Origin of the sequence: Streptomyces olivochromogenes, assembly GCF_021538895.1 — a bacterium.
GTDB classification, from domain to species: domain Bacteria; phylum Actinomycetota; class Actinomycetes; order Streptomycetales; family Streptomycetaceae; genus Streptomyces; species Streptomyces olivochromogenes_A.
This window is the reverse complement of the sequence record NZ_JADDRL010000062.1, coordinates 28,340-49,002: the sequence shown is the minus strand read 5'-3', so window position 1 is coordinate 49,002 and position 20,663 is coordinate 28,340. Positions and strand designations below refer to the sequence as shown.

21 protein-coding genes and 1 pseudogene are annotated in these 20,663 nt (G+C 73.1%); 9 read left to right on the top strand and 13 right to left on the bottom strand.

What is annotated here, in order from left to right:
- Window positions 1-207 precede the first annotated feature (207 nt).
- Both IPZ69_RS28050 and IPZ69_RS28045 read right to left on the bottom strand, forming a co-directional pair.
- Window positions 208-1,533, bottom strand: a complete 1,326-nt coding sequence (locus IPZ69_RS28050; protein WP_235457356.1) for a diacylglycerol/lipid kinase family protein — start codon at window positions 1,531-1,533, stop codon at window positions 208-210.
- Window positions 1,534-1,548: 15 nt separating this feature from the next.
- Window positions 1,549-1,968 (bottom strand): SHOCT domain-containing protein, encoded by a 420-nt coding sequence (locus tag IPZ69_RS28045; protein ID WP_235457365.1) that lies wholly within the window; start codon window positions 1,966-1,968, stop codon window positions 1,549-1,551.
- A 173-nt stretch (window positions 1,969-2,141) separates the two neighbouring features.
- Between IPZ69_RS28045 and IPZ69_RS28040 the strand changes: the two genes are divergently transcribed.
- On the top strand, window positions 2,142-2,504 hold the full coding sequence (locus IPZ69_RS28040) for a carboxymuconolactone decarboxylase (RefSeq protein WP_235457355.1): 363 nt from the start codon (window positions 2,142-2,144) through the stop codon (window positions 2,502-2,504).
- A 127-nt stretch (window positions 2,505-2,631) separates the two neighbouring features.
- On the opposite strand, the gene IPZ69_RS28035 is transcribed toward IPZ69_RS28040, so the two are convergent.
- Window positions 2,632-3,060: a DUF7144 family membrane protein gene (locus IPZ69_RS28035; RefSeq protein WP_235457354.1), complete on the bottom strand. Its 429-nt coding sequence runs from the start codon at window positions 3,058-3,060 to the stop codon at window positions 2,632-2,634.
- A gap of 167 nt (window positions 3,061-3,227) precedes the next feature.
- On the opposite strand from IPZ69_RS28035, the gene IPZ69_RS28030 reads away from it, so the two are divergent.
- The gene (locus IPZ69_RS28030; RefSeq protein WP_235457353.1) at window positions 3,228-3,743 is read left to right on the top strand and encodes an FxLYD domain-containing protein; all 516 of its coding nucleotides are present in this window, start codon (window positions 3,228-3,230) and stop codon (window positions 3,741-3,743) included.
- 31 nt (window positions 3,744-3,774) lie between these two features.
- On the opposite strand, the gene IPZ69_RS28025 is transcribed toward IPZ69_RS28030, so the two are convergent.
- On the bottom strand, window positions 3,775-4,464 hold the full coding sequence (locus IPZ69_RS28025) for a DUF6445 family protein (RefSeq protein WP_235457352.1): 690 nt from the start codon (window positions 4,462-4,464) through the stop codon (window positions 3,775-3,777).
- A gap of 209 nt (window positions 4,465-4,673) precedes the next feature.
- On the opposite strand from IPZ69_RS28025, the gene IPZ69_RS28020 reads away from it, so the two are divergent.
- Complete coding sequence (locus IPZ69_RS28020) at window positions 4,674-5,465, top strand: DUF4142 domain-containing protein (protein ID WP_235457364.1); 792 nt, start codon at window positions 4,674-4,676, stop codon at window positions 5,463-5,465.
- Between the two features lie 25 nt (window positions 5,466-5,490).
- Here the strand turns inward: IPZ69_RS28020 and IPZ69_RS28015 are convergent, their stop codons facing one another.
- Complete coding sequence (locus tag IPZ69_RS28015) at window positions 5,491-6,048, bottom strand: dihydrofolate reductase family protein (RefSeq protein ID WP_235457351.1); 558 nt, start codon at window positions 6,046-6,048, stop codon at window positions 5,491-5,493.
- 24 nt (window positions 6,049-6,072) lie between these two features.
- Complete coding sequence (locus tag IPZ69_RS28010) at window positions 6,073-6,735, bottom strand: alpha-amylase family glycosyl hydrolase (protein WP_445330179.1); 663 nt, start codon at window positions 6,733-6,735, stop codon at window positions 6,073-6,075.
- Between the two features lie 212 nt (window positions 6,736-6,947).
- Here IPZ69_RS28010 and IPZ69_RS28005 point away from each other — a divergent pair, with 212 nt between their 5' ends.
- The gene (locus IPZ69_RS28005; protein ID WP_235457349.1) at window positions 6,948-7,859 is read left to right on the top strand and encodes an LAETG motif-containing sortase-dependent surface protein; all 912 of its coding nucleotides are present in this window, start codon (window positions 6,948-6,950) and stop codon (window positions 7,857-7,859) included.
- 112 nt (window positions 7,860-7,971) lie between these two features.
- Here the strand turns inward: IPZ69_RS28005 and IPZ69_RS28000 are convergent, their stop codons facing one another.
- Together IPZ69_RS28000 and thrS are read right to left on the bottom strand one after the other, a co-directional pair.
- Window positions 7,972-8,943: a nucleoside hydrolase gene (locus IPZ69_RS28000; protein WP_235457347.1), complete on the bottom strand. Its 972-nt coding sequence runs from the start codon at window positions 8,941-8,943 to the stop codon at window positions 7,972-7,974.
- Window positions 8,944-9,005: 62 nt separating this feature from the next.
- Window positions 9,006-10,301 (bottom strand): annotated as a pseudogene (gene thrS / locus IPZ69_RS27995) (threonine--tRNA ligase); the annotation flags it as partial.
- 267 nt (window positions 10,302-10,568) lie between these two features.
- Here thrS and IPZ69_RS27990 point away from each other — a divergent pair.
- Window positions 10,569-11,348, top strand: coding sequence for a hypothetical protein (locus tag IPZ69_RS27990; protein ID WP_235457345.1), 780 nt, complete (start codon window positions 10,569-10,571; stop codon window positions 11,346-11,348).
- A 12-nt stretch (window positions 11,349-11,360) separates the two neighbouring features.
- Here the strand turns inward: IPZ69_RS27990 and IPZ69_RS27985 are convergent, their stop codons facing one another.
- Both IPZ69_RS27985 and IPZ69_RS27980 read right to left on the bottom strand, forming a co-directional pair.
- Window positions 11,361-12,059: a GAF and ANTAR domain-containing protein gene (locus tag IPZ69_RS27985; RefSeq protein WP_235457344.1), complete on the bottom strand. Its 699-nt coding sequence runs from the start codon at window positions 12,057-12,059 to the stop codon at window positions 11,361-11,363.
- 113 nt (window positions 12,060-12,172) lie between these two features.
- Window positions 12,173-13,516, bottom strand: a complete 1,344-nt coding sequence (locus tag IPZ69_RS27980; protein ID WP_235457343.1) for a helix-turn-helix transcriptional regulator — start codon at window positions 13,514-13,516, stop codon at window positions 12,173-12,175.
- Between the two features lie 111 nt (window positions 13,517-13,627).
- Between IPZ69_RS27980 and IPZ69_RS27975 the strand changes: the two genes are divergently transcribed.
- From IPZ69_RS27975 to IPZ69_RS27965, 3 genes are all read left to right on the top strand, one after another.
- Window positions 13,628-13,831 carry a hypothetical protein gene (locus tag IPZ69_RS27975; protein WP_235457342.1) on the top strand — a complete coding sequence of 68 codons (204 nt, stop codon included), beginning with the start codon at window positions 13,628-13,630 and terminating at the stop codon, window positions 13,829-13,831.
- 67 nt (window positions 13,832-13,898) lie between these two features.
- Window positions 13,899-15,140, top strand: coding sequence for an amidohydrolase (locus IPZ69_RS27970; RefSeq protein ID WP_235457341.1), 1,242 nt, complete (start codon window positions 13,899-13,901; stop codon window positions 15,138-15,140).
- A 136-nt stretch (window positions 15,141-15,276) separates the two neighbouring features.
- Entirely contained in the window at window positions 15,277-17,226 is a 1,950-nt protein-coding gene (locus IPZ69_RS27965) for a YncE family protein (protein ID WP_235457340.1), read from the top strand.
- A 30-nt stretch (window positions 17,227-17,256) separates the two neighbouring features.
- Here IPZ69_RS27965 and IPZ69_RS27960 read toward each other — a convergent pair whose 3' ends face one another.
- Window positions 17,257-18,315 carry a hypothetical protein gene (locus tag IPZ69_RS27960; RefSeq protein ID WP_235457339.1) on the bottom strand — a complete coding sequence of 353 codons (1,059 nt, stop codon included), beginning with the start codon at window positions 18,313-18,315 and terminating at the stop codon, window positions 17,257-17,259.
- A gap of 87 nt (window positions 18,316-18,402) precedes the next feature.
- Window positions 18,403-19,596, bottom strand: a complete 1,194-nt coding sequence (locus IPZ69_RS27955; RefSeq protein ID WP_374294052.1) for a PP2C family protein-serine/threonine phosphatase — start codon at window positions 19,594-19,596, stop codon at window positions 18,403-18,405.
- 104 nt (window positions 19,597-19,700) lie between these two features.
- On the opposite strand from IPZ69_RS27955, the gene IPZ69_RS27950 reads away from it, so the two are divergent.
- Window positions 19,701-20,147 (top strand): hypothetical protein, encoded by a 447-nt coding sequence (locus IPZ69_RS27950; protein WP_235457335.1) that lies wholly within the window; start codon window positions 19,701-19,703, stop codon window positions 20,145-20,147.
- Window positions 20,148-20,223: 76 nt separating this feature from the next.
- Here IPZ69_RS27950 and IPZ69_RS27945 read toward each other — a convergent pair whose 3' ends face one another.
- Complete coding sequence (locus IPZ69_RS27945) at window positions 20,224-20,622, bottom strand: SH3 domain-containing protein (protein ID WP_235457334.1); 399 nt, start codon at window positions 20,620-20,622, stop codon at window positions 20,224-20,226.
- Window positions 20,623-20,663: the final 41 nt, after the last annotated feature.

The following is a 20,663-nucleotide window of genomic DNA, read 5'->3' as shown; positions in this document are numbered from 1 at the left end:
CGTCGTCGCCCGAAGGGCGGCCCTGCGGCGTCTGGTGCGTGCTCTGGGGGTCCCCCCGGCCGAAGGCTGGGGGAGTGCCGGGCGGAAGTCCTCGTACTGGACGTACTTGGGCTTTCGCCCGGTGCGGCGAGTGGGGGGTCCCCCCTGCTCGAAGAGCTTGGGGGAGTGCCAGGCGTCGCGGGGCAGACGGGAATTTGACGACAGGCCCTAGTGGGGCGGAACCAGCCGCCCCAGCGCGAGCCGCGCCACCCGGGGCCAGTCGAGGGCCGGCCTGGTCGCCGGCGTACCGGGCCGGTGGCGCGGCACCCGGACCCGCAGGACACCGGGCGCGATCCGGCACACGACGGGTGCGGGCAGCACCACGTGCTCCCCGTCGATGCCGACCGGGACGGTGTCCCCGTCCGCCTCGACGACCACCTCGGCCGCGGTCAGCCGCAGCAGACCGGGGGACCGCGGGTCCGTCACCAGGCCCGCCGCCTCGGCGCCGCTCTCGACCCGTACGCACAGAACGCCGAGCAGCCCGGAGTCCAGTCCCTCCCTGCGTCCGGGAGCGGACGGGTCGCCGAACCGCCGGTAGGGGTTGTTGCTGACGAGCAGCGCCTGCAGCCCCTCGGCATCGGTCTGCCCGGCCCGCATCGCCAGCCGGGGCGCCTCCTCGCCGGTGAGCAGATCGGGCAGGTTCTGCAGGACCGTGCGCACCTTCCGGTCGCGGTAGGCGGGATCGCCGACCACCACCGCGTACGTGCCGAACGAGGCGTTGTTGACGAACACCCGGTCGGCGGCGAACCCGAGGTCGATCCGGAACTCCTCGCCGTCGGTCAGCGCCTCCAGCGCGGCCGCCGGATCCTCCCGGTCCAGGCCGAGGTCCAGGGCGAAGTGGTTGCGCGTGCCGGCGGGGATCACCACGAAGGGGAGGTCGTGCCGGGCGGCGATCTCGGCCACCAGGGCCTGGGTGCCGTCGCCGCCGGCCACGGCCAGCAGGTCGGCTCCGTCGGCCACCGCCCGCCGGGCCAGCTCCGCCACGTCCTGGTGCAGTTCCGGGTCCAGCAGGGCGACCTGGGCGCCCGCCGCCCGCGCCTTCTCCACCAGTTGGAAGCGGGCCACCTTGCCGCCACCGGAGCGCGGGTTCATCACGATCCACGGGCGCCGCGGCGCCTCGACAGCGCCCTTGGCGCGCTTGGCGTGGCGGTGTGCGGAGGCCGCGCCCGCCGGGGTCAGGGCGGTCCGCGCGGCCGCCACCGCCAGCCCCCACAGGGCCAGGGAGGCGAAGGCCGGCCACAGCAGTCCGTAGAAGGCGTACAGGGCGAGGACCCCGAGCGGCACGGACACCGACAGCAGCGCCCCGGCGACCCGGGCGACCCCCCGGTACGCGAGGGCCCACCACACCCCGACGGCGGTCAGCGCCAGGCCGGCGATTCCCACCAGCACCGCGAGCAGGCTCTTCAGCCCGGCGGCCAGGAGGGGCAGCAGGACGCCGCCCGCCAGCGCGAGCAGCGCCAGCCGGGCCCACCCGGCGCTCCGACCGCCGCTCACGTCAGGTCGCTTCGGTCACTTCGGCGCGCCGCCGGCCAGTATCTGCTCCTTGGCCCGGCGGAACTCCTCGTCCGTGATGTCGCCGTGGCTGCGCAGTTCGGACAGCCTGGTCAGGTCGTCCACGCTGCCGGCACGGGTCGCGGTGCCCGCCGTCTGGCGGACGTAGGAGTCGAAGGCCGCCTGCCGCTCCCGGGCCTCCGCCAGTTCGCGCTGTCCCATGCCCTTGCCGCGGGCGACGACGTAGACGAAGACGCCGAGGAAGGGCAGCGCGATGGCGAAGATCAGCCAGCCGGCCTTCGCCCAGCCGTTCAGCGAGTCGTCGCGGAACACGTCGACGATGACCTTGAAGAGCAGCACGAACCACATGACCAGCAGGACGAACCACAGCATCGTCCAGAACGCGCTCAGCAGCGGATAGTCGTACGCGAGATACATCGGTGTGTGCACGTCGTGCCTCCCTGCCCCCCTCGCCCCCTTCGTCGCTGCGTTCAGCGTGCGCGCGGCGCGCACCGGGCGGCCTCACCCGCGCCGGGTGAGCAGCGAGTACCCTCCTCGCTCCTACGGTGAAGGGGCAATCAGCCCGGCGCACATCGGAAGGCGGTCCCGACATGGCCACCGCATCATCAGACGCTCCCGTTCTCGACACGCTCGCCGCCATGACCATCGACTCCATCGAACGCTGCGGGATGGACACGGGGACGCTCATCCTCACCCGCATCGCCGCCCTCGTGGCCATGGACGCCCCGGCGATCTCCTACCTCGCCCACCTGGACCCCGCGATGAAGGCGGACCTGACGATCGAGCAGGTGCAGGACGTGCTCGTGGCGATCGCCCCCGTCGTGGGCACCGCACGGGTCATGTCCGCCGCCGACCACCTGGCCCAGGCGCTCGGCATCGCCGCCATCGCGGTGGGCGAGAGCGAGGCCGAGGCCATAGCCGAGGCCGAGGCGCAGAGCCGCTCCCACTCCTAGTCCCGGTCCTACTGGTCCCACTGGTCCTGAACCGACCGACTCACGGGGGAACCGACGGGGCTGCCCCACTGGCCTGGGGCGGCCCCGCCCGGACGGGGGAGCCCGCCGGGGAGGCCGGCACACGCGGTCAGGCCGCGTCGCCCCACTCCGGCCGGTACACCGCGAGCGCCCAGATCACGAAGATGTCGATGCCGATCATGATGATCGCCCAGACGGGCGCGTACGGCAGGAACAGGAACTGGACGATGATGCTGAGTGCCGCCAGCCCGATGCCGACGGCCCGCGCCCACGCGGCGCCTTTCAGGATGAACGCGCCGGTGACGGCGGCGACGGCGCCCACGATGAGCAGGATCCAGCCCCACCCGGTGAGGTTGATCTTGTAGACGTAGGAGCCGATGTGGCTCCACACGTCGTCGGCGGCGATCGCGGAGATGCCCTGGAGGATCGCCAGGAAGCCGTACACCGCCATCAGAACGCCCGCGAAGACCACCCCGCCCGAGGCCAGGGGGTTGGGGACCGAACGGGTCGGCTTCCCCGGGTGCGCCTGTTGAGTCATGTCCGTACCTCCCGACTCGTACTCCGTCGTGGTTACGACGATCCGGCCCGCGCTGCCCGGCCACCACGGGGCTTGCGCCGAACGGATGAACCCGACATGCGCGCGTCCGGGTCCCGATCTTGACTGGGAGGGACAGCCGGGCGGAGCGACACCGATGGAGGCGAACGATGGCGGGTTACCAAAAGGGCGCGGCGCTGGCCGTGTTGGCGGCGGTGGCGGCGGTGGCGGCGGGTGCGGGACTGAGCGGCTGCTCGGGCGACAGCAGCGCGGCGCCCAACGCCAGCAAGGCGGCGTCGGCCGCCGTGAGCAAGGCCGCCTCGGCCGCGTCGTCCCTCGCCTCGAAGGGCACCGACGCGCTCGCGTCCGCGTCGGCGGAGGCCAAGCGGCGGCTCGACGAGGTGAAGAAGGGGGCCCAGGCCAAGGCCGACGTCAAGCTCGGCACGCCGACCACGGCCACCGGCGGCCGCGCGACGGTGGACGTCACCGCGAAGAACACGGCCGATGCCGCCAAGTCCTTCGCCGTGCAGGTCAACTTCACCGACACCAGCGGCAATCTGCTCGACACGACCGTCGTCACGGTCTCCAAGGTGGCGGCCGGCCAGACCGGGAAGGCCACGGCCACCAGCAACCGCAACCTGACGGGCCAGGTGAAGGCGGAGGTCGCCAGGGCGCTGCGCTACTGAGCGCGCCGCGCCCCGGCGGGACCGGACGGGCTCAGGCCATCCAGAAGAACACCGCCGTCATGCGCTTCTCCTCCAGCGTCTTGCCGGAGTAACCGGTGGCGCTGTGCACGAGGTTGGCGTTGTAGAGCAGCAGGCGGTTGTACCTGTGGGGGACGCGTACGTCCTCCTCGAAGGCGTCGGGCGCGACGAACCGCGTCCCGAGTGCCTCGACGAGGTTGTTGTGCGGGGCCTGGACGACGTTGCCGCCGAGCCGGCCGCCCGGCAGCGACTGCCGGAAGAAGCTGGTCCCGCAGTCCTTCGGGACACCGGGGTTGAGGTAGAGCACGGCGGCGTACCGGCACAGCGCGCGGGAGTCGGTGTGCGGCCGGGGCTCGCTCTCCCCTTCCCCCACCACCTGCACGCAGTTGTGGTTGAGGGTGCCGCCGCCGGGCGCCTGCTGCACCCACAGCTGCTTGGCGCCCGTGGCCTTCCTCACCAGCCCCTCGACGCACTCCAGTTCCTCGGGCGTCAGGCCCGGCATGGCGCGCAGTCCCGGCCAGGTCTCCTGCGTGTACGGGTATCCCTGGACCCAGTCGTCCTTGGCCAGGCACCGCTCGCGTACGGCGTCCACGTCCGGCAGGACGTTGTCGAGCACCCAGTAGTCCCGTCCCTTGGTGGGCTTGCGGTAGGGGAGGACGGGGAGCACGCCGGGGACTCTGGGGGAAGGGGGCTGTGGGGGCATGCGGCGAATGTAGGGCGGTGGTCCACCCGGACTCTCCCCCGAAGCGGTCAACGTTTGCCCAACGAGCGCACCGGGACTTTTTACCGAACCAAATGAATTCCGCGGCTTCCTCGTCCGTACTGCTGTGCGTCCGAACCGTCTTGAGACGGGACCCCGACCGGGCAGGAGCTACGGTGCGCTTTTCGCGGAACGCGACGGGAACTCTCTTCGTGGGCGGTGCCCTGAGCCTGACCCTCGGAGCACTCGTCTACCCGAGCATGCTCGGGGTCACCAAGGTCTCCAGTTCGCCGGACCGGGTCATCGCCCAGACCCAGTGGGGGCCGTTGACCGAGGGGGACCGCGACTTCGTCGTGAAGGTGCGGGCGGCGGGGCTGTGGGAGTACCCGGTCGGGCAGATCGGCCTGCAGAAGGGCACCTCGAAGGGGGTCCTCATCGCGAGCCGGCACCTCATCGACGGGCACGCCGCGCTGGACACCACCTGCCGCAAGATCGCGCCCATGCTGAACATCACGCTGCCCAACATCGCGAGTCCGCAGCAGGAGGGCTTCGTCAACACCCTGAAGGCGGACAGCGGCAAGAAGTTCGACACGGACTTCGCCAACATCCTGCGCATGACCCACGGTTCGATCTTCAACACGGTGGCGAAGATCCGGTCCACCACCAAGAACACGCTCGTGCGCGCCCTGGCCGACCAGGCCAACGACACCGTGCTCGACCACATCACGGTGATGGAGAAGACCGGTCTGGTCGACTTCGACCAGACCCTCTTCCAGCAGACCACCCCGCCGAAGCTGCCCGACACCGACGTGACCCCGCCGCCGCCGCCCGCCGGGCAGCCGGAGGTGGTCCTCACCCCGCCGCCGAACGCCACCTCCACCCCGGTGGACATCGACGGCATCACCGGCGGCAAGGGCGGCGGGGCGAGCACCGGAGGCGGAGCCAACACCACCGGAGGCCAGGGCGGGGCCACCCTCCCCAGCCCGAGCCCGACGGTGGGTTAGCCGGGCCGGCCCGGGGAGCGGACCGTCATCCCGTCTTCCTCCGGTACCGCGTGAGGACGGCGGCGCCGGACCGCTCCGCGGACAGGCACTCCAGGTCGGTGTGCGAGCCCTGGTCGGGGAAGAGCCGCCTGCCGCTGCCGAGGATCGTGGGGAAGGTCAGCAGCCGGTACTCGTCGACCAGGTCCTCGGTCATCAGCGCGTGGACGACGCTCAGGCTGCCGGTGACGATCACGTCGCGCTTCTCGTTCTTGACGGTGTCGATCAGGCTGCCGTCGACGAGCCGCGAGTTGGCCCAGGCCGAGGTGTCGGTCAGCGTGCGGGACAGGACCAGCTTCGGTACGGCGTTCAGCCGCACGGCGAAAGGGTCGTCCCGTCCGGGCCAGATCCGCGAGAACAGCTGCCAGGTCGAACGCCCCTGCAGCATGACCCCGTCGTCGAGGGTGCTGCCGAGCCGGAACTTGTCCCCGGCGACCGCCTCCGGGCCGTGCCGGAAGGCCCAGCCGCCGGTCGGTGTTCCGTCGGATCCGTCCGGGTCGGACACGATCCCGTCCAGGGTGATGAACTCGATGACGATGACGCTCACGATGGGTGTCCCTTCGATCGGTGCTCACCCGTACGTACCGGCGGCACCGCCCCCACTCATCGCGCCCGGCGACATCATTCGAAGGAAATCCGCTCGGGCAGGTCGAACGCCTGGAACACGCGCGGATCGGAGAACACGACGTTGCGCGCGACCCGCCCACCGGCGACGGTGAAAAACGGACTGCCAGTCGGTGGGCGGGAGTTCGCCCCCCTCGCCCCGGCCGGGGCGGAACACGTAGCGGTCGCGGGCCGGGGAGCCGGGGGCCGCGCGCAGGGCCTCCTGGAACCAGGGGTGCAGCCGCGAGGTGTGGTTGGGGACGATGTCGACGATCACCTTGAGGCCGAGGCGGTGGGCCTCGCCGACCAGGGCGTCGAAGTCGTCCAGGGTGCCCAGGCGCGGGTCGACGTCCCGGTGGTCGGCCACGTCGTAGCCGCCGTCGGCGAGTTCGGACGGGTAGAAGGGGCTGAGCCACAGGGCGTCCACGCCCAGCGCGGCCACGTGGTCGAGGCGCTGGGTGATGCCCTTGAGGTCGCCGAGTCCGTCGCCGTCGGCGTCGGCGAAGCTGCGCGGATAGACCTGGTAGACGACGGCCTGCCGCCACCAGTCGGGGTTCCTGGACGAAAGGTCGGTCACACCGGCTCCTTCGGAAAGACCGCGGAAGGACGACAGTACAGACACTGTCCACATTGCCGGGAAAGTGAACCTTCGCACTCTGCGGAGCAGATCATTCCCTGTGTGAGGGAGTTGTGCCGATCCATGAACTCCCCCTGAAACAGCGCAGGTTGACACGCCGGAACGGCACGACCCACCATGTGCTCACGCTGTGCCGCATGTGACCGATGGGGCCAGTGTTCCGATGCCTTCCTCCGCTCGCTCCGAGCTCCTGAGACGGGATGTCCATGTCCAGATCCAGTCGTGTCACCGCGCGCCGCCTGCTGGGGACGGGCGCCGCGTCGCTCGTCCTGTGCGCCGCCTCCGTCGCCGCCGCGTCCGGCGCCTGGGCCACGGACACGCCCGGCGGTGACGGCTGGACGTCCGGCGGCACCTACCGGCCCGGCACGGGCGCGGGCACGGAGACCGGCACCGACCGCTGCCAGTTCTCGCTGGACGGCAGCGACTTCTACGACTCCGTCAAGGTCGACGACCAGAACCTGAGGCCCACCGAGGACGGCAAGGTCCACATCAAGGTGCGCACCGCCGGTGACGCCACCACCTGTACCGCCTCCCTGGCCTCCTACCTCGCCCACGGCGCCACCTTCGCCACCTCCGGCGAGCAGGTCTTCGTCGACTTCGACTCCGTGACGGTCAAGCCGGGGCAGACGGACTCCCTCGACATCGCGGTGCCGGACGCGGGCTGCTTCGCGCAGATCGACCTCTACCGCGGCGCGGTGAAGTTCGACGGCAAGGCGGGCGCGGGCGACGGCTTCGAGCACGGCGACCTGCCCAAGGGCCCGGACCACCCCGTCATCAAGGACAAGCTGATCGCCGCCTGGAACGGCGGGACGAAGGACTGCACGACCACGCCGTCCGAGTCCCCGTCGCCGAGCCCCTCCACCCCCGAGTCCGCCCCGCCGTCGACCCCGGCGGAGGGAGGCGGCACGCCCACCCCGAGCGCCTCCGCATCGACCCCGGCCCCGTCCGAGACCGAGTCCACCCCGGCGCCGGCCCCGACCCCCGACGGGGGCGGCGGCCTCGCCGAGACCGGTGGCGGCAGCGACAGCGCCCTGATCGCGGGCGGCGCCGCGGTCCTGCTGGCCGGCGGCGCGGCGATCGTCCTCGCGACGAAGCGCCGCCGCACGAACCAGTCCTGAACCACCCCCGATACGAACGCCCCGGAGATCCCCCGCTCCGGGGCGTTCGCCTTTCTGCGGCCACCCTCCACCCTCTCGGCGCCGCCGGCGTCACCAGGCGCCAGGACCTGTCCTAGACCCGCTCCACCGTCTCCAGCCACAGCTTCACGTAGCGGTTCACGTCCACGTCCAACGCCACGTTCACCAGGGCCTGTTCGCGGACGCCCTCGTGGATCTCGGACTCGCCTGGGCGGGCGCGGCGGTCGACGACGGTCTGGCCGCGGGTCGGGCCCGGGGCGAGGGAGACCTCGACCGGCAGCAGCCGGGTGGTGAGTCCGGCCGGGTCGGCGACCGCGCAGACCGCGCCGGCGTCACCGAGGCCGCCGGCCGGGTCGTCGCCGTCGGGCTCGGGGCCGGCGGGCCGGTGGGCGAGCAGTTCCCCGGCCAGGCGGGCGCCCGGTTCCACGCTCGCCCGCAGTCGCCGTACCTCCACGCCCGGCACGAGGACCCGGGTGAACACGTCGAGCCCGTACATGGTGATCGGCACCCCGGCGGTGAGCAGGATCGCGGCCGCCTCCGGGTCGTGCCAGACGTTGAACTCCGCGACCGGTGTGGCGTTCCCGGTGCTCACCGCGCCGCCCATGAACACGATCCGCTCGATGTTGCGGGTCACCTCCGGGTGGGTGCGCAGCAGCAGCGCGATGTTGGTGAGCGGGGCGGTCGGCACGAGCGTGACCGGGCGCGGCGAGGCGAGGATCTCGCGGCGCAGCAGCGTGACCGCGTCCACGTCGACCGGCGCCCGGGCCGGATCGGGCAGCCCGAGGTCGCCCATCCCGTCCGCCCCGTGCACATGCCGGGCCGAGCGGGCCGGTTCCAGCAGCGGCCGCTCGGCACCCCGGGCGACCGGGATCTCCGGGGCCCCGGCCCGCTCCAGCACCCGCAGCGTGTTGCGCACCACGCCGTCCACGTCCGTGTTCCCGGCGACACAGGTGACCGCGCGCAGGTCCAGGCCCGGGTGGCGGACGGCGAACAGCAGGGCCAAGGCGTCGTCGACGCCGGTGTCGCAGTCGATGATCACGGGGATGCGCGTCGTCCGGTCGGCCACGGCGGGGCTCCTTCCCTCGTCCCTCGGGACCCTGAAGTCCCCGCCCCGACCTTATGCGGCACTCAGTCCCACAGGACGGTGCCGCGGGCCACGACCCGTGCGGCGATCCGGTCCAGCAGCCCACCGACGGGCAGGCTCCCGGGCCGGCGACCGTCGCGCAGACGTACGGCCACCTCGCCGGCCTCGGCCTCGCGCGCGCCGATCACCACCTGGTACGGCACCAGCCGCGCCGCCCGGACCCGGGCGCCGAGGGTGCCCTCGTCGGGTCCGGCGAACTCGGCACGCAGCCCCCGCGCCACCGCTTCCCGCACCACCTCCCGTGCCCCCGCCTCCTGTTCCCGCCCGACCGGCAGCACGACCAGCTGCACGGGCGCCAGCCAGGCCGGGAAGGCCCCGCCGTGCTCCTCCACGAGGTGCGCGACGGCACGCTCCACGCTCCCGATGACGCTGCGGTGCACCATCACCGGCCGGTGCTTCGCCCCGTCGGCGCCCACGTAGTGCAGGTCGAAGCGTTCGGGCTGGTGGAAGTCGATCTGGACGGTGGAGAGGGTGGATTCGCGGCCGGCGGGGTCCGCGATCTGTACGTCGATCTTGGGTCCATAGAAGGCGGCCTCGCCCTCCGCCTCCTCGTAGTCCACGCCGGACTCGGCGAGCACGTCCTTCAGCAGTGCGGTGGCCCGCCGCCACAGCGCCGGGTCGGCGACGTACTTGCCGCCCTCGCCGGGCAGCGAGAGGCGGTGGCGGGCGGCGCGGATGCCGAGGTCGGCGTAGGCGCGGCCGATCAACTCCAGGGCGGCGCGGGCCTCGTCGACCGCCTGGTCCAGGGTGCAGAAGATGTGCGCGTCGTTGAGCTGGATGGCCCGCACCCGGGTCAGCCCGCCGAGCACGCCGGACAGCTCGGAGCGGTACATGCCGCCCAGCTCGGCGATGCGCAGCGGCAGTTCACGGTAGCTGTGGGAGCGCGAGCGGTAGATCAGGGCGTGGTGGGGGCAGAGGCTGGGCCGCAGCACGACCTCGTCCGCGCCCAACCGCATCGGCGGGTACATGTCGTCGCTGTAGTGGGCCCAGTGCCCGGAGGTCTCGTACAGCTCGCGTTTGCCGAGCACCGGCGAGTACACGTGCCGGTATCCGGCGGCGCGTTCCGCGTCGCGGACGTACTCCTCCAGGGTGTGGCGTACGACGGCGCCGTCGGGCAGCCAGTACGGCAGCCCGGCGCCGATCAGCGGGTCGGTGTCGAACAGGTCGAGCTCACGGCCGAGCCGGCGGTGGTCGTTCATGGTGGTCTCCTCGGGGAGGGAGGCGAACACCCCGCGACACGACGAAGCCCCGGGGCACTCGCCCCGGGGCTTCGGACTGGGTCAGCTGTCAGCGCGCCGGGACACTCTCCGGCGTCGTCGTGCGGACGGCGTACGACTGGGCGCGCTGCATGACGGTGACGGTAGCAACGCCACGGACGGCACCACGACCGGATTTCCGGCCGCGCGGGCGGGGCGCGCCGCGCGTGCGCGCCGCCGACCGGGGCACCGGGCTCACCCGGACGGACCGGAGCGCTGGTGGGCGGGGCGGGGCGGTGGTGCCGTGAGAGCACGTACCCAGGTCACCGGCACGCCCAGGAGGGCCCCGTCATGCCAGTACCCCCGGCCCGCCTCCTCGCCGCCTCCGCGCTCACCGTCGCCGCGCTGGTCACCGTCTCCGGCTGTCTGGGCAGCGTCCCGGACAGGGTGGCCCGGCACGTGCCCGGCTCCCCGGCGGCCGAGCAGGCGCCCCAGGCGTCCCCGGGCGCCAAGCCCGCCCTCACCCAGGCCCAGGCCCGGGCCGCGCTGATCACCGAGGCCGACCTCGGGGTGCCGTGGGGCCCGACCGAGGGGATCGCCACCTGGCGGGACGGGCTGCTGAAGGCGGTCACCAACGTCCCCGAGTGCCAGCGGCTGCTCGACGCCCTGTACGCCGACGAACTGCTCGGCGAGCCGTCGGGGACGTCCGCCGTGACCTCCCTCGACGACGGCGACGACCAGGCACAGCTGCGCTACCGGGTCGCCGCCCACCGCCGCGCGGACGCGGAGCGCACGCTGACCTGGCTGCGGACGCTGCCGGGGGCGTGCGCCCAGTTCACGGCGGCCACCACCGTGGCGGGCCTGCAGTCCGTCCAGGTCTCCGAGACCCAGCTGCCGCAGGTCGGGGACGACCGGCAGGGGCTGCGGGTCACGCTGACCGGGCAGGCGAACGAGGACGAGCAGCCGACGATCCTCACCATGGACGTGGCGGTCGTCCTCGCCGGCGACGACGCGATCGTCCTCACCGACGGCGCCCTCGGCGAGCTGCCCGCGGACGCCACCCGCCAGGCACTCGAAGTGGGCACCCAGCGCCTGGCCCAGATCCGGGAACGGGGCAGGGCGCTGGCCTGACGCCCCGGCCCCTCACACCCGGTCGAGACAGGTGCGGCGGCGGACCATGTCGTGCGCCACCTCCAGCGCCGTACGGCCGCACGCGAACGCGTGTGCGCGCAGCAGGTCCAGCGCCTCGTCCGGAGCGACCCGCAGCTGGACCATGATCATGCCGACGGCCTGGGGGATCTCGTCGTGGTCGGCGGCCAGGCCGTTCAGCCAGGCCGTGCGGGGGCCGGTGCCCTCCGGCGCGCGGGGAAGGGCGACCAGGGCGAGGGTCACCATGGCCGCCAGCAGCCGGGCGGTGCGCAGGTCGGCGTCGAACAGTTCGCCGGGCTCGGCGCCGTACAGGTCGAGCGTGCCCAGGCACACCGTCCCGCTGCCCAGCGGGATCGAGTAGGCGGCCCGTACCCCGGCGGCGGTCGCCTGCTGGGCGAACACCGGCCAGCGGCGCGCGTCCCGGCCCGCGGTGAGGTCCCGGGCGAGCACGGGCACGCAGCGATGGACGGCGGACACGCACGGCCCGTCGCCCAGCGTGGCCTGTGTCTCCGCCAGGCCGGCCGCCACGGCGTCGCTCGCCCCGACCCGCAGGGGCAGTCCCCAGCCGCACAGCGAGACGCTCGCTCCGACGACGGGCAGCAGCTCCACCGCGAGGCCGCACAGCCGCGCGGGCACGTCCCGGGACGGCACACCCCGCAGCCGTTCGGCGATGGCTTCGGCGACCCGTTGCATGTCCACCGCCTCCTTCAGCACCGGTGCATGCGTGGTCGTGGAAGCCCTGGCGCAGGCTCCCGCCCTGGGGCTTTCCGACTACCCGCCGCACCGGCGCCGAAACGGTCCTGCCGTCACAGAGGGGGTTGTGCGGGCGCGGGTCCCAGGGTCGTGGTGCCCGGGGCCGTGCGGTGGCCGAGGCCGGTGCGGTAGGCGTCCAGGGCGGCCTCCACCCGGCCGGTGCGGCGCAGCAGGTCACCGAGCAGCCGGCACAGGTCGGCCAGGTCCCCGGCCGCGCCGGCCCGCTCCAGCAGGCTCAGCGCCCGTACGTAGTGCTCCTCGGCGGCCTCGGTGTCCCGGCCGTCCTCGGCGATGATGCCGAGCAGCCGGTGCGCGGCGGCCGCGTGCAGGGCGCCCCGCTCGGGCGAAAGGTCCGCCAGGACCTCCTCCAGCAGCGCGGCCGCCTCCGCCGACTTGCCCCGCCGGTGCAGGACGTCGGCGAGCTCCACGGCGGCCTGGCTGCGGTACAGGGCGGCGCGGGTGGCCGACAGCATGGCCAGCGCCTCCCGCAACTCGGCCTCGGCGCGCTCCAGTTCGCCGTCCTGGGCGTAGACGTAGCCGCGCATCCAGTGGCAGTTGGCGAGCTCGGTGCGCAGTTGCAGCTGGCGGTACAGCTCGGCCGCCTTGGCCAGCGAGGCGTCGGCCTCGGCGACCCGGCCCTCGGCGAGCAGGGTGCGGGCGACGGAGCGGTGCATACGGGCGACCAGCGCCGGGTCGCCGACCTGCGGGGCGAGGGCCAGGGCGAACTCGGCGGCCTTCGCCGCCCGCGCGGGGGCGCCCATGTCCATGTAGGGCCCGATGACGCTGGCGTACAGGAGAAGCAGCGCGTCGGGATCGTGCAGCCCGCTCCGGTTCAGCTCGTCCAGGGCCGACTCCAGCAGGTAGACGGCGTAGCGGAGTTCACCGGCGAGGTAGTGGGAGACGGCGCGGCCCCGCAGGGCGGGCACCCGCATCGGCAGCGGCTCCCCGGCCGTCCGTTCCTCGGCCCGCTCGAAGTACCCCCGCGCCTCCACCAGATCACCGGTGTCGAGGGCGCACTCGCCGAGCCCGAGCAGGGCGGTGGCCTGCTCGCACATCAGCCCGTACCGCTCCGCCTCCGCGAACAGCGCGGCGTACTGCCCGGCCGCCTCCTCGGCGGCGCCGGTGGCCAGGGTGCGCTGGGCCTCGGTCAGCCGCAGCCGCAGATCGGTGGCGAGGTGCGCGGGCCGTCCCACGGCCAGTTCCTCGAAGGCGACGCCGAGCCGTCCGGCGATGTGCCGCAAAGCGTCGTCGGAGGCCCGTACCCGTCCCGCCTCCAGGGTGGAGATGTAGGCGGGCGTATAGGCGGGCTCGGCCAACTGGCGCTGGGTCAGACCCCGTTGCGTCCGCAGCTGCTGCACCCGTCGCCCGACGGTCTCCGGATCGTCCCGCTCCTGCATTCCGGACTGCCCCCAACTCCCCCTGGACCCCTTGCCGTTCGGCACCGACTGCCCCTAGGTTAAACGGCGCATTAAGCATGCTTAATACGTCGCTGTTGTTGCGAGGTCGCCGTGCTCGGACGCACATCCGCACGCCCCACCGCACTCTCCCACTTCCGACGTCCCGCGATCGGCGGAACGCCGGCGGTCAGAGGCCTGACCGCCGCCCTGATAGCCGTGGCCGCCCTGATCACGGCGGCGAACGCGGGCCCGGCCCGCGCGGTCCAGGACAGACCGGCCGCCCCCACGGCCCAGCACGCCACGCACCGCTGGTGAGCGGCCCGGTGCCGGGCAGTTCGCCCGGCCCGGCCCGAGCCCGGCGGGCGGCCTCTACGCTGGGCCCGTGACCTCTGCCGCCGCTCGTACCGCGCTGGACCTCACCGCCGGCCTCCCGGTCCCGGACCTGGAGGACTTCTACCGCGATCTGCACCGGCACCCCGAGCTGTCGCTGCGCGAGCACCGCACCGCCGGGAAGCTCGCCGGCCGGCTGGGGGACGCCGGGTTCGAGACGACCGAGGGGATCGGCGGCACCGGTGTCGCCGGGGTGCTGCGCAACGGGGACGGCCCGACCGTGCTGCTGCGCGCCGACATGGACGCGCTGCCGGTGCGGGAGGAGACCGGGCTGCCGTACGCCTCCCGGACGGACGGCGTGATGCACGCCTGCGGGCACGACCTGCACGTGACCTGGCTGGCGGGCGCGGCCCGCGCGCTGGCCGACGGACGGGACACCTGGTCCGGCACGCTGCTGGCGGTCGGACAGCCCGCGGAGGAGGCCGGGCAGGGCGCCCGGAACATGGTCGAGGACGGACTGTACGAGCGGTTCGGGCGCCCCGACGTGCTGCTGGGACAGCACGCGGCTCCGGGGCCCGCCGGGTTCTACCCGCACATCCCGGGCCTGATCATGTCCGCCTCGACGGACGTCGACATCGTCGTGCACGGGCGGGGCGGGCACGGCTCGCGTCCCGAGTCGACCGTGGACCCGGTGGTGACCGCCGCCTACCTGGTCACCCGGCTGCAGACCGTCGTCTCCCGCGAGATCGCCGCCAAGGAGTCCGCCGTGCTCACGGTGGGCCGTATCGAGGCAGGCACCCGGCACAACATCATCCCGTCCGAGGCCCGGATCGCCGTCAACCTGCGCACGCAGTCGGAGGAGGTGCGGCAGCGGATGCTCGCCGCGATCCGGCGCGTCGCGCGGGGCGAGTGCCTGGCCGCCGGCTGCCCGCGCGAGCCGGAGGTGACCGTCGGCACCACCTTCCCGGTGACGGTCAACGACTCCGGGACCGACGGTCTCGTCGCCGCCGTGCACGGCGAGGTGTTCGGCGCGGCGACGGTGTTCGACCCGGGCCCTGCGATGGGCAGCGAGGACTTCCCGGTGCTGGCGCTGGGCTCGATCCCGTACTCCTACTGGTTCGTGACGACCACGCCCGCCGACGTGTGGGAGCAGGCGCCCGGCGACGGCTTCCCGGAGAAGTTCGCGTCGGTACCGAGCAACCACAGCCCCCGCTTCGCGCCCGACCTGTCCACGGTCGCACCGGGAGTGCGGACCCTCGTCTCGGGGGCGCTGGCTCTTTTGTCAGTGGCATGACCTAGTGTCAGCGACATAGTCTGCATCGTCTTCACCGACTTCACTCACCCGCCACACACGGCACACAGGGGACACACACAACAGCCGTGCCCGTGGCACCCCATGCCTACATTCGATCCGGGGGGTTCGAATCAGCGTGCGTAAGCGCACTCTCACGGCTGCCACCACCCTGGCGGTCCTCATCAGCTCGGCGGCCCTCACCGCCACTCCGGCGTTCGCCGACACCACCACCGCCCTGCCGGTCAAGTCGGTCGGCGACGTCGTGGTGGACGGCGAGCACCAGCGGGTCTTCATCAGCGACCCGGACAACGGCAAGATCGTCGTCACCGACTACGCCGGCCAGGTCGTCAAGCAGCTGACCTCGCTGAAGGGGGTCACCGACCTCGAACTGTCGGCCGACTCCGACACCGTCTACGCGGCCGTCTCCGCGGGCGGCCCCCCGGCGGTCGTCAGCATCGCCACGGCCTCCGCGACCGAGGTCGGGCACATCGACCTGCCGTACAGCCCGAAGTACCTGGCCGAGGCGGGCGGCAAGCTGTGGTTCGGCTACGCGCCCGGCGCGGACCAGGGCGGCATCGGCTCGATCGACCTGGCCGCCCCGGGGCAGCCGGCGTCCTTCTTCCCCGACGAGGCCTGGACCGCCGCCCCGATGGTGGACGCCTCCGGGAACACCCTCGTCGCGGGTCAGCCGGGCCGGACCCCGCAGCACCTGGCCGCCTACGACGTCTCCTCGGGCACGCCCACCCGCACCGCACTGCGGGACGCGGACGGCGGCGGCATGAAGGACCTGACGCTCACCCCCGACGGCAAGGACGTCGTCCTGGCCAGCCCGGGGCCGACCCACCACACCGCCTACCGCACCTCCGACCTGGCACCGGACGGGGAGTACCCCTCCGACGCCTACGCCAACGCGGTGGACATCGCCCCGGACGGCTCGGTCGCGGCGGGCATCGACGGCCCGTACGAGCCGGACATCTACGTCTTCAAGCCGGGCGCCCACACCTCCGTGCGGGAGTACGACTTCCGGACCACCGACCGGCTCGCCGACTCCGCCCTGGCCTGGGCGCCGGACGCCTCGCGCCTGTTCGCGGTGTCGTACAACAGCGACGGCGCTTACTCCCTGCGCGTCCTCGCCGGCCCCACCAAGGCGGTCACCACCGTCACGGTGAACGCCCCGTCCACGGCCCCGCGCGCCAAGAAGCTCACCGTCAAGGGCAAGGTCACCTCCAGGGTCGCGCTCGCGGCCGGGATGAAGCTCACGGTCACGCGGACCGACCTGGACTCCCCGCGCGGCAAGTCCCTGCCCGCGGTGACCGTCCGGGCCGACGGCACGTACTCCTTCACGGACACCCCGCCGGCCGGCGGCAAGGTCAAGTACACGGTGAACTACGCCGGTGACGCCGCCCACGCCGCGGGCTCCGCGAGCGACACCGTCGACGTCTCCCGCGCCAGGCCGGGGCTGTCGGTCAACAACAACGGCAAGGTGTACTCCTACGGCAAGGACGTGAAGTTCACGGCCCACCTGGGGAGCACCTACAAGAACCGCACGGTGGAGATCTGGGCCGACCCGGCGGGCCCGGACAAGCCCAACAAGCTGGTGAAGTCCGGCCGGGTCAACGCCGACGGCAACCTGTCCGTCACCGTCGACCTGAGGCGCAACACCAAGGTCACCGCGAAGTTCGCGGGCGACGCCCGCTACCAGCCGCGGTCGGCGTCCAGCACGGTCGGCACCCAGGTGAAGGTGTCCACGTCGGTCAGCCGGCAGTACAAGACGCGGAGCACGTGGGGCCACACGTACTACTTCTTCCACAAGGCGAAGAACCCGCTGTTCACGACCACGATGACGTACTACCCGAACCGCGCGCAGCGCCTGGAGTTCCAGGTCTACTACCAGGGCACCTGGTACGACGGCGGCTCGCAGTACTTCCCGCTCGGCTCCGACGGCGTCTCCAGGGTGGAACTGGGCGGCACCCACGACACCGGCTGGCGTTTCCGGGTGCGGGCCACGTACCTCAAGGGCAACTCCGGTGACTCCGTGAACTCCACGACGCACGGCGGGTGGAAGTACTTCACCTTCACCGGCTGAGGCCGCCGGGGCCGCTCGGGCCCCGCTCGCTCAGCCCTGGGTCTGGAGCTGTCGCAGGTGCTGCTGGACATGGTCCAGCGCACCCTGCTTCCGCCCCGGCACCCTGAGCCTCAACTCCGCCAGCGCGGGCCCGAGTTCACGGGCCCGCGCTGTGTCGTCGATGCGCCCCCACTGGTGGTGCGCGCGGTCCACGGCCGACTCCACGGCGGGCGCGTGAGGCGCCTGCCCGGCGGCCAGCCGGGCGGTGGCGACCGTCAGCCAGGTACGGCAGCTGCGCACCGGGTCGCCCGCGAACATCGCGAGATCCGCGCGGACTTCGGCCCAGTGCAGGGCGTCCTCGGAGCCCGGCCCGTGCGCCCGTACGGCGGTCCGCTCCCACTGCGCGGCCAGCGCGTCGGCCTCCGTGTGCCGCCCGGCCTTGACGGCGGCGGCGATCACGGCGTGCGGGTCGCCGCTCTGCGGTGCCTGCGCGGTCAGCAGGATGTTCGTCGCCGCCTGTGCACCGAGCCGGGCGAGCACCTGCTGGTGCAGTTGCTCCAGCGGCGGCCGGTGCCCGCTGCGCAGCAGCGTCGCCACCGCCTTCATGTACGACGGCTGGGCGACGCCGCGGCGGGACGGCGGTGGGGCGATGCGACCGTGAACGGCGTTCCCGCGGCCGGAGTCGAGCGGCTGGGACCGCAGCTGCTCCCAGGTCTCGGGGTCCGCGTGCAGGTCGACGACGAGGGTCGTCGCGCCGCTGGGACGCAGCCGCAGCTCCTCGCGGAACCAGTGCCAGGGGAAGCCCGTGTAGCGGACGGAGGCCGGCGTGGTGCGGGCCAGGGCCAGGTGCGGCAGGTGCTGGCGGCGGTCGAGCTGGAGCTGGCCGGTGACGAAGACGGTCAGCGGGCCGGGGGCGGCCGCGGCGGCGCGCAGCCGGGTGAGGACGGCCTGCGGCTCCAGGGGGTCGGCGAGTTCGACCACGTTGGCGGTGTCCGTGCCGGACAGCACGGCGGGCGCGACGGCCGCGAGGACGGGAAGCACCGAAGCCGCGTCCACCAGGCGCCCCCGGCCCATGGGCGAGGCCGCGAGCAGCAGCACGGTTCCGGGCATCGGTCCCCCTGGGGTCGGTTGCGCTGTCGTCGATCCCGTTGATCGGTCAGAGCAGCACCGTAACCGCTGCGGCTGCAAAGGTGGGCGTCAGGAACCCAAACCGCCTTCTTCCGCGCCCTCTTCGAGCCGCCGGATCGCGAAGATCGTTGTGTCGTCGCCGAGATGACCGCCGCTGTGCCGCAGGACGCCGTCGCGGACGAGGCGGACCAGCCGGCGCGGCACGGCGGCGCGCGGATCGGCGGCGACGGCGCGGGCGACCTCGTCGTCGAGGGCGTAGTACACCCCGTTGCCGTCCCGGGCCTCCGTCACGCCGTCCGTGGTCATCAGCAGGGTCTCGGCACGGGCGAGCGGGAACCGGGTCAGGGGCGGCGGCGCGCTGTCCTCGGCCAGGTCGCCCATGCCGAGGGGGAGGCCGCCGCCGGGCGGCAGGGGGCGTACGCCGTCGGGGCCGACCGCGAGCGGGGGTTCGTGGCCGAAGTTGACGATGTCGACCGTGTCGGAGCCGTCCCCCGGGATGCCGATCAGGACGGCGGTGGCGAACCGGTCGCCGTCGTCCCGGCCGAGCGCGGTGGTGTGCCGGCGGTGGCGCAGCATGCGGATCTCCAGGCGGGCGGCGACGGTCGCGAGGTCCGGCTCGTGGTACCCGGCCTCCCGGAAGGTGCCGAGCAGCGCGGCCGCGGCCTCCACCGCGCCCAGGCCCTTGCCCTGCACGTCGCCGACGAGCACCCGGGTGCCGTGCGGGCTCGACTGGATGTCGTAGAAGTCGCCGCCGACGCGGGCCTCGGTGTCCGCGGAGAGGTACACGGCCGCGTGCTCCAGACCGGCCCAGCGCGGCGGCAGCGGGCGCAGCACGGTACGGCGGGTGGTCTCGGCGATGTCCCGCATGTGCAGCATGCGCTCCTCGCCGCGCACCCGGATCGCGCAGGCCAGCGTGGCCAGGACGCCGCCGAGGGCGACGAGGATGAAGTCGGGCAGGCCCGCCTGGTACTCGCTGGGCCAGGTGCTGTCCATGACGATGTAGGAGACGACCGAGACGACCGCGAACAGGGCCGTGGTCCACACCCCGCAGATCGCGGCGGCGATACCGGGCACCAGCACGATCCAGGAGATGATCCGGAACTTTTCGCTGGTGTTGAAGTCGATGACCGCGATCAGCACGAGCAGCAGCAGCGGCGCGACCCACGCGACACTGTGCCCCCGGATCCGCAGCAGAGCCTGCCGCCGCAGCAGTGCGTCATCGATCACGCACCTCAGCCAAACACGGCATGGCGGGGGCCGCATCCGGGCACCCGAACGGCTCCCGAACCGATCTCGTCCGCCGACTTGCCAGGGCGTCCCCCCAGGTGTGCTCTGGAAGGCGGGGGCGAGGCGAGAGGAGTGCTCTCATGGCTCATGCGGCTCCCGCGACCGGTGCGGTGACCCGGTACGGCGGTCCCCCTCGTTTGTTCAGCGAGCGGACCCACGCGATCGCACGGTGGGCGGTGCCGGTGGCGCTCGGCCTCGTCTACGGGTACTGGGCCGCCGCCAACGTCCGCTACGGCGGGCCGATCACCGGCATGAACGTGCTGTTCGGCTTCGTGACCACGATCGTCTTCATCGCCCTGTACCTCGGAGCGCAGGCGCTGGCCCCGCGGCTGCCGCGCGAACTGCACGCGGTGCTGTGGGCCTCCTTCACGGGCATCACGATCGGCTTCCTGTTCAGCCTGAGCGGCCGCGGCCACTCCGTGCTGGCGTCCACGGTCCTGGCCCTGGCGTTCGCCATCCCCGTGGGCATCGTGGCGTTCTACCACTACTACACGCATGAGGACGGGACGGGGCACCGCATCCGCTGATCCGGAGCGTGCGTGTGGGCCCCGGCATCACGGCCGGGGCCCACACGCTCCCCTGTTCCCCTCACCGGCCGCCGAGTCATCCGCTCGTGCTCGGCGGCGTCGAGGTGACCGAGTAGGTCGTGTCACCGCAGGCCGGCACCCACTGGTGGCCGGCGTCGACGTAGTGGGCGCTCACCCAGCCGCGGCCGCCGGACAGCTGGAACCAGATCCTGCTGCCGTGGACGGTCTGTCCCTCGGTCTCGCACGCCACGCTCACATGGGTCCCCGGCCAGACCCGGTCGACGAGCGCGGAGTACCCGGTGGGCGCGGCCCGCACCGGGGCCGGGTCGTGGGAGACGACGACGGCCGGGACCGGACCGACGGGCGCCGCGACGTCGGCGTGCGCGCCGGCGACCGCCGCCGGTACGGCGGCGGCGAGGGTGCCGCCGGTGAGAAGGGCCGCGGCCAGGGTCCGCAGGGCCACAGTGGTGCGCATGATGAATCTCCTTCTCCCCAGCACCAGGAATCACCCCAGCA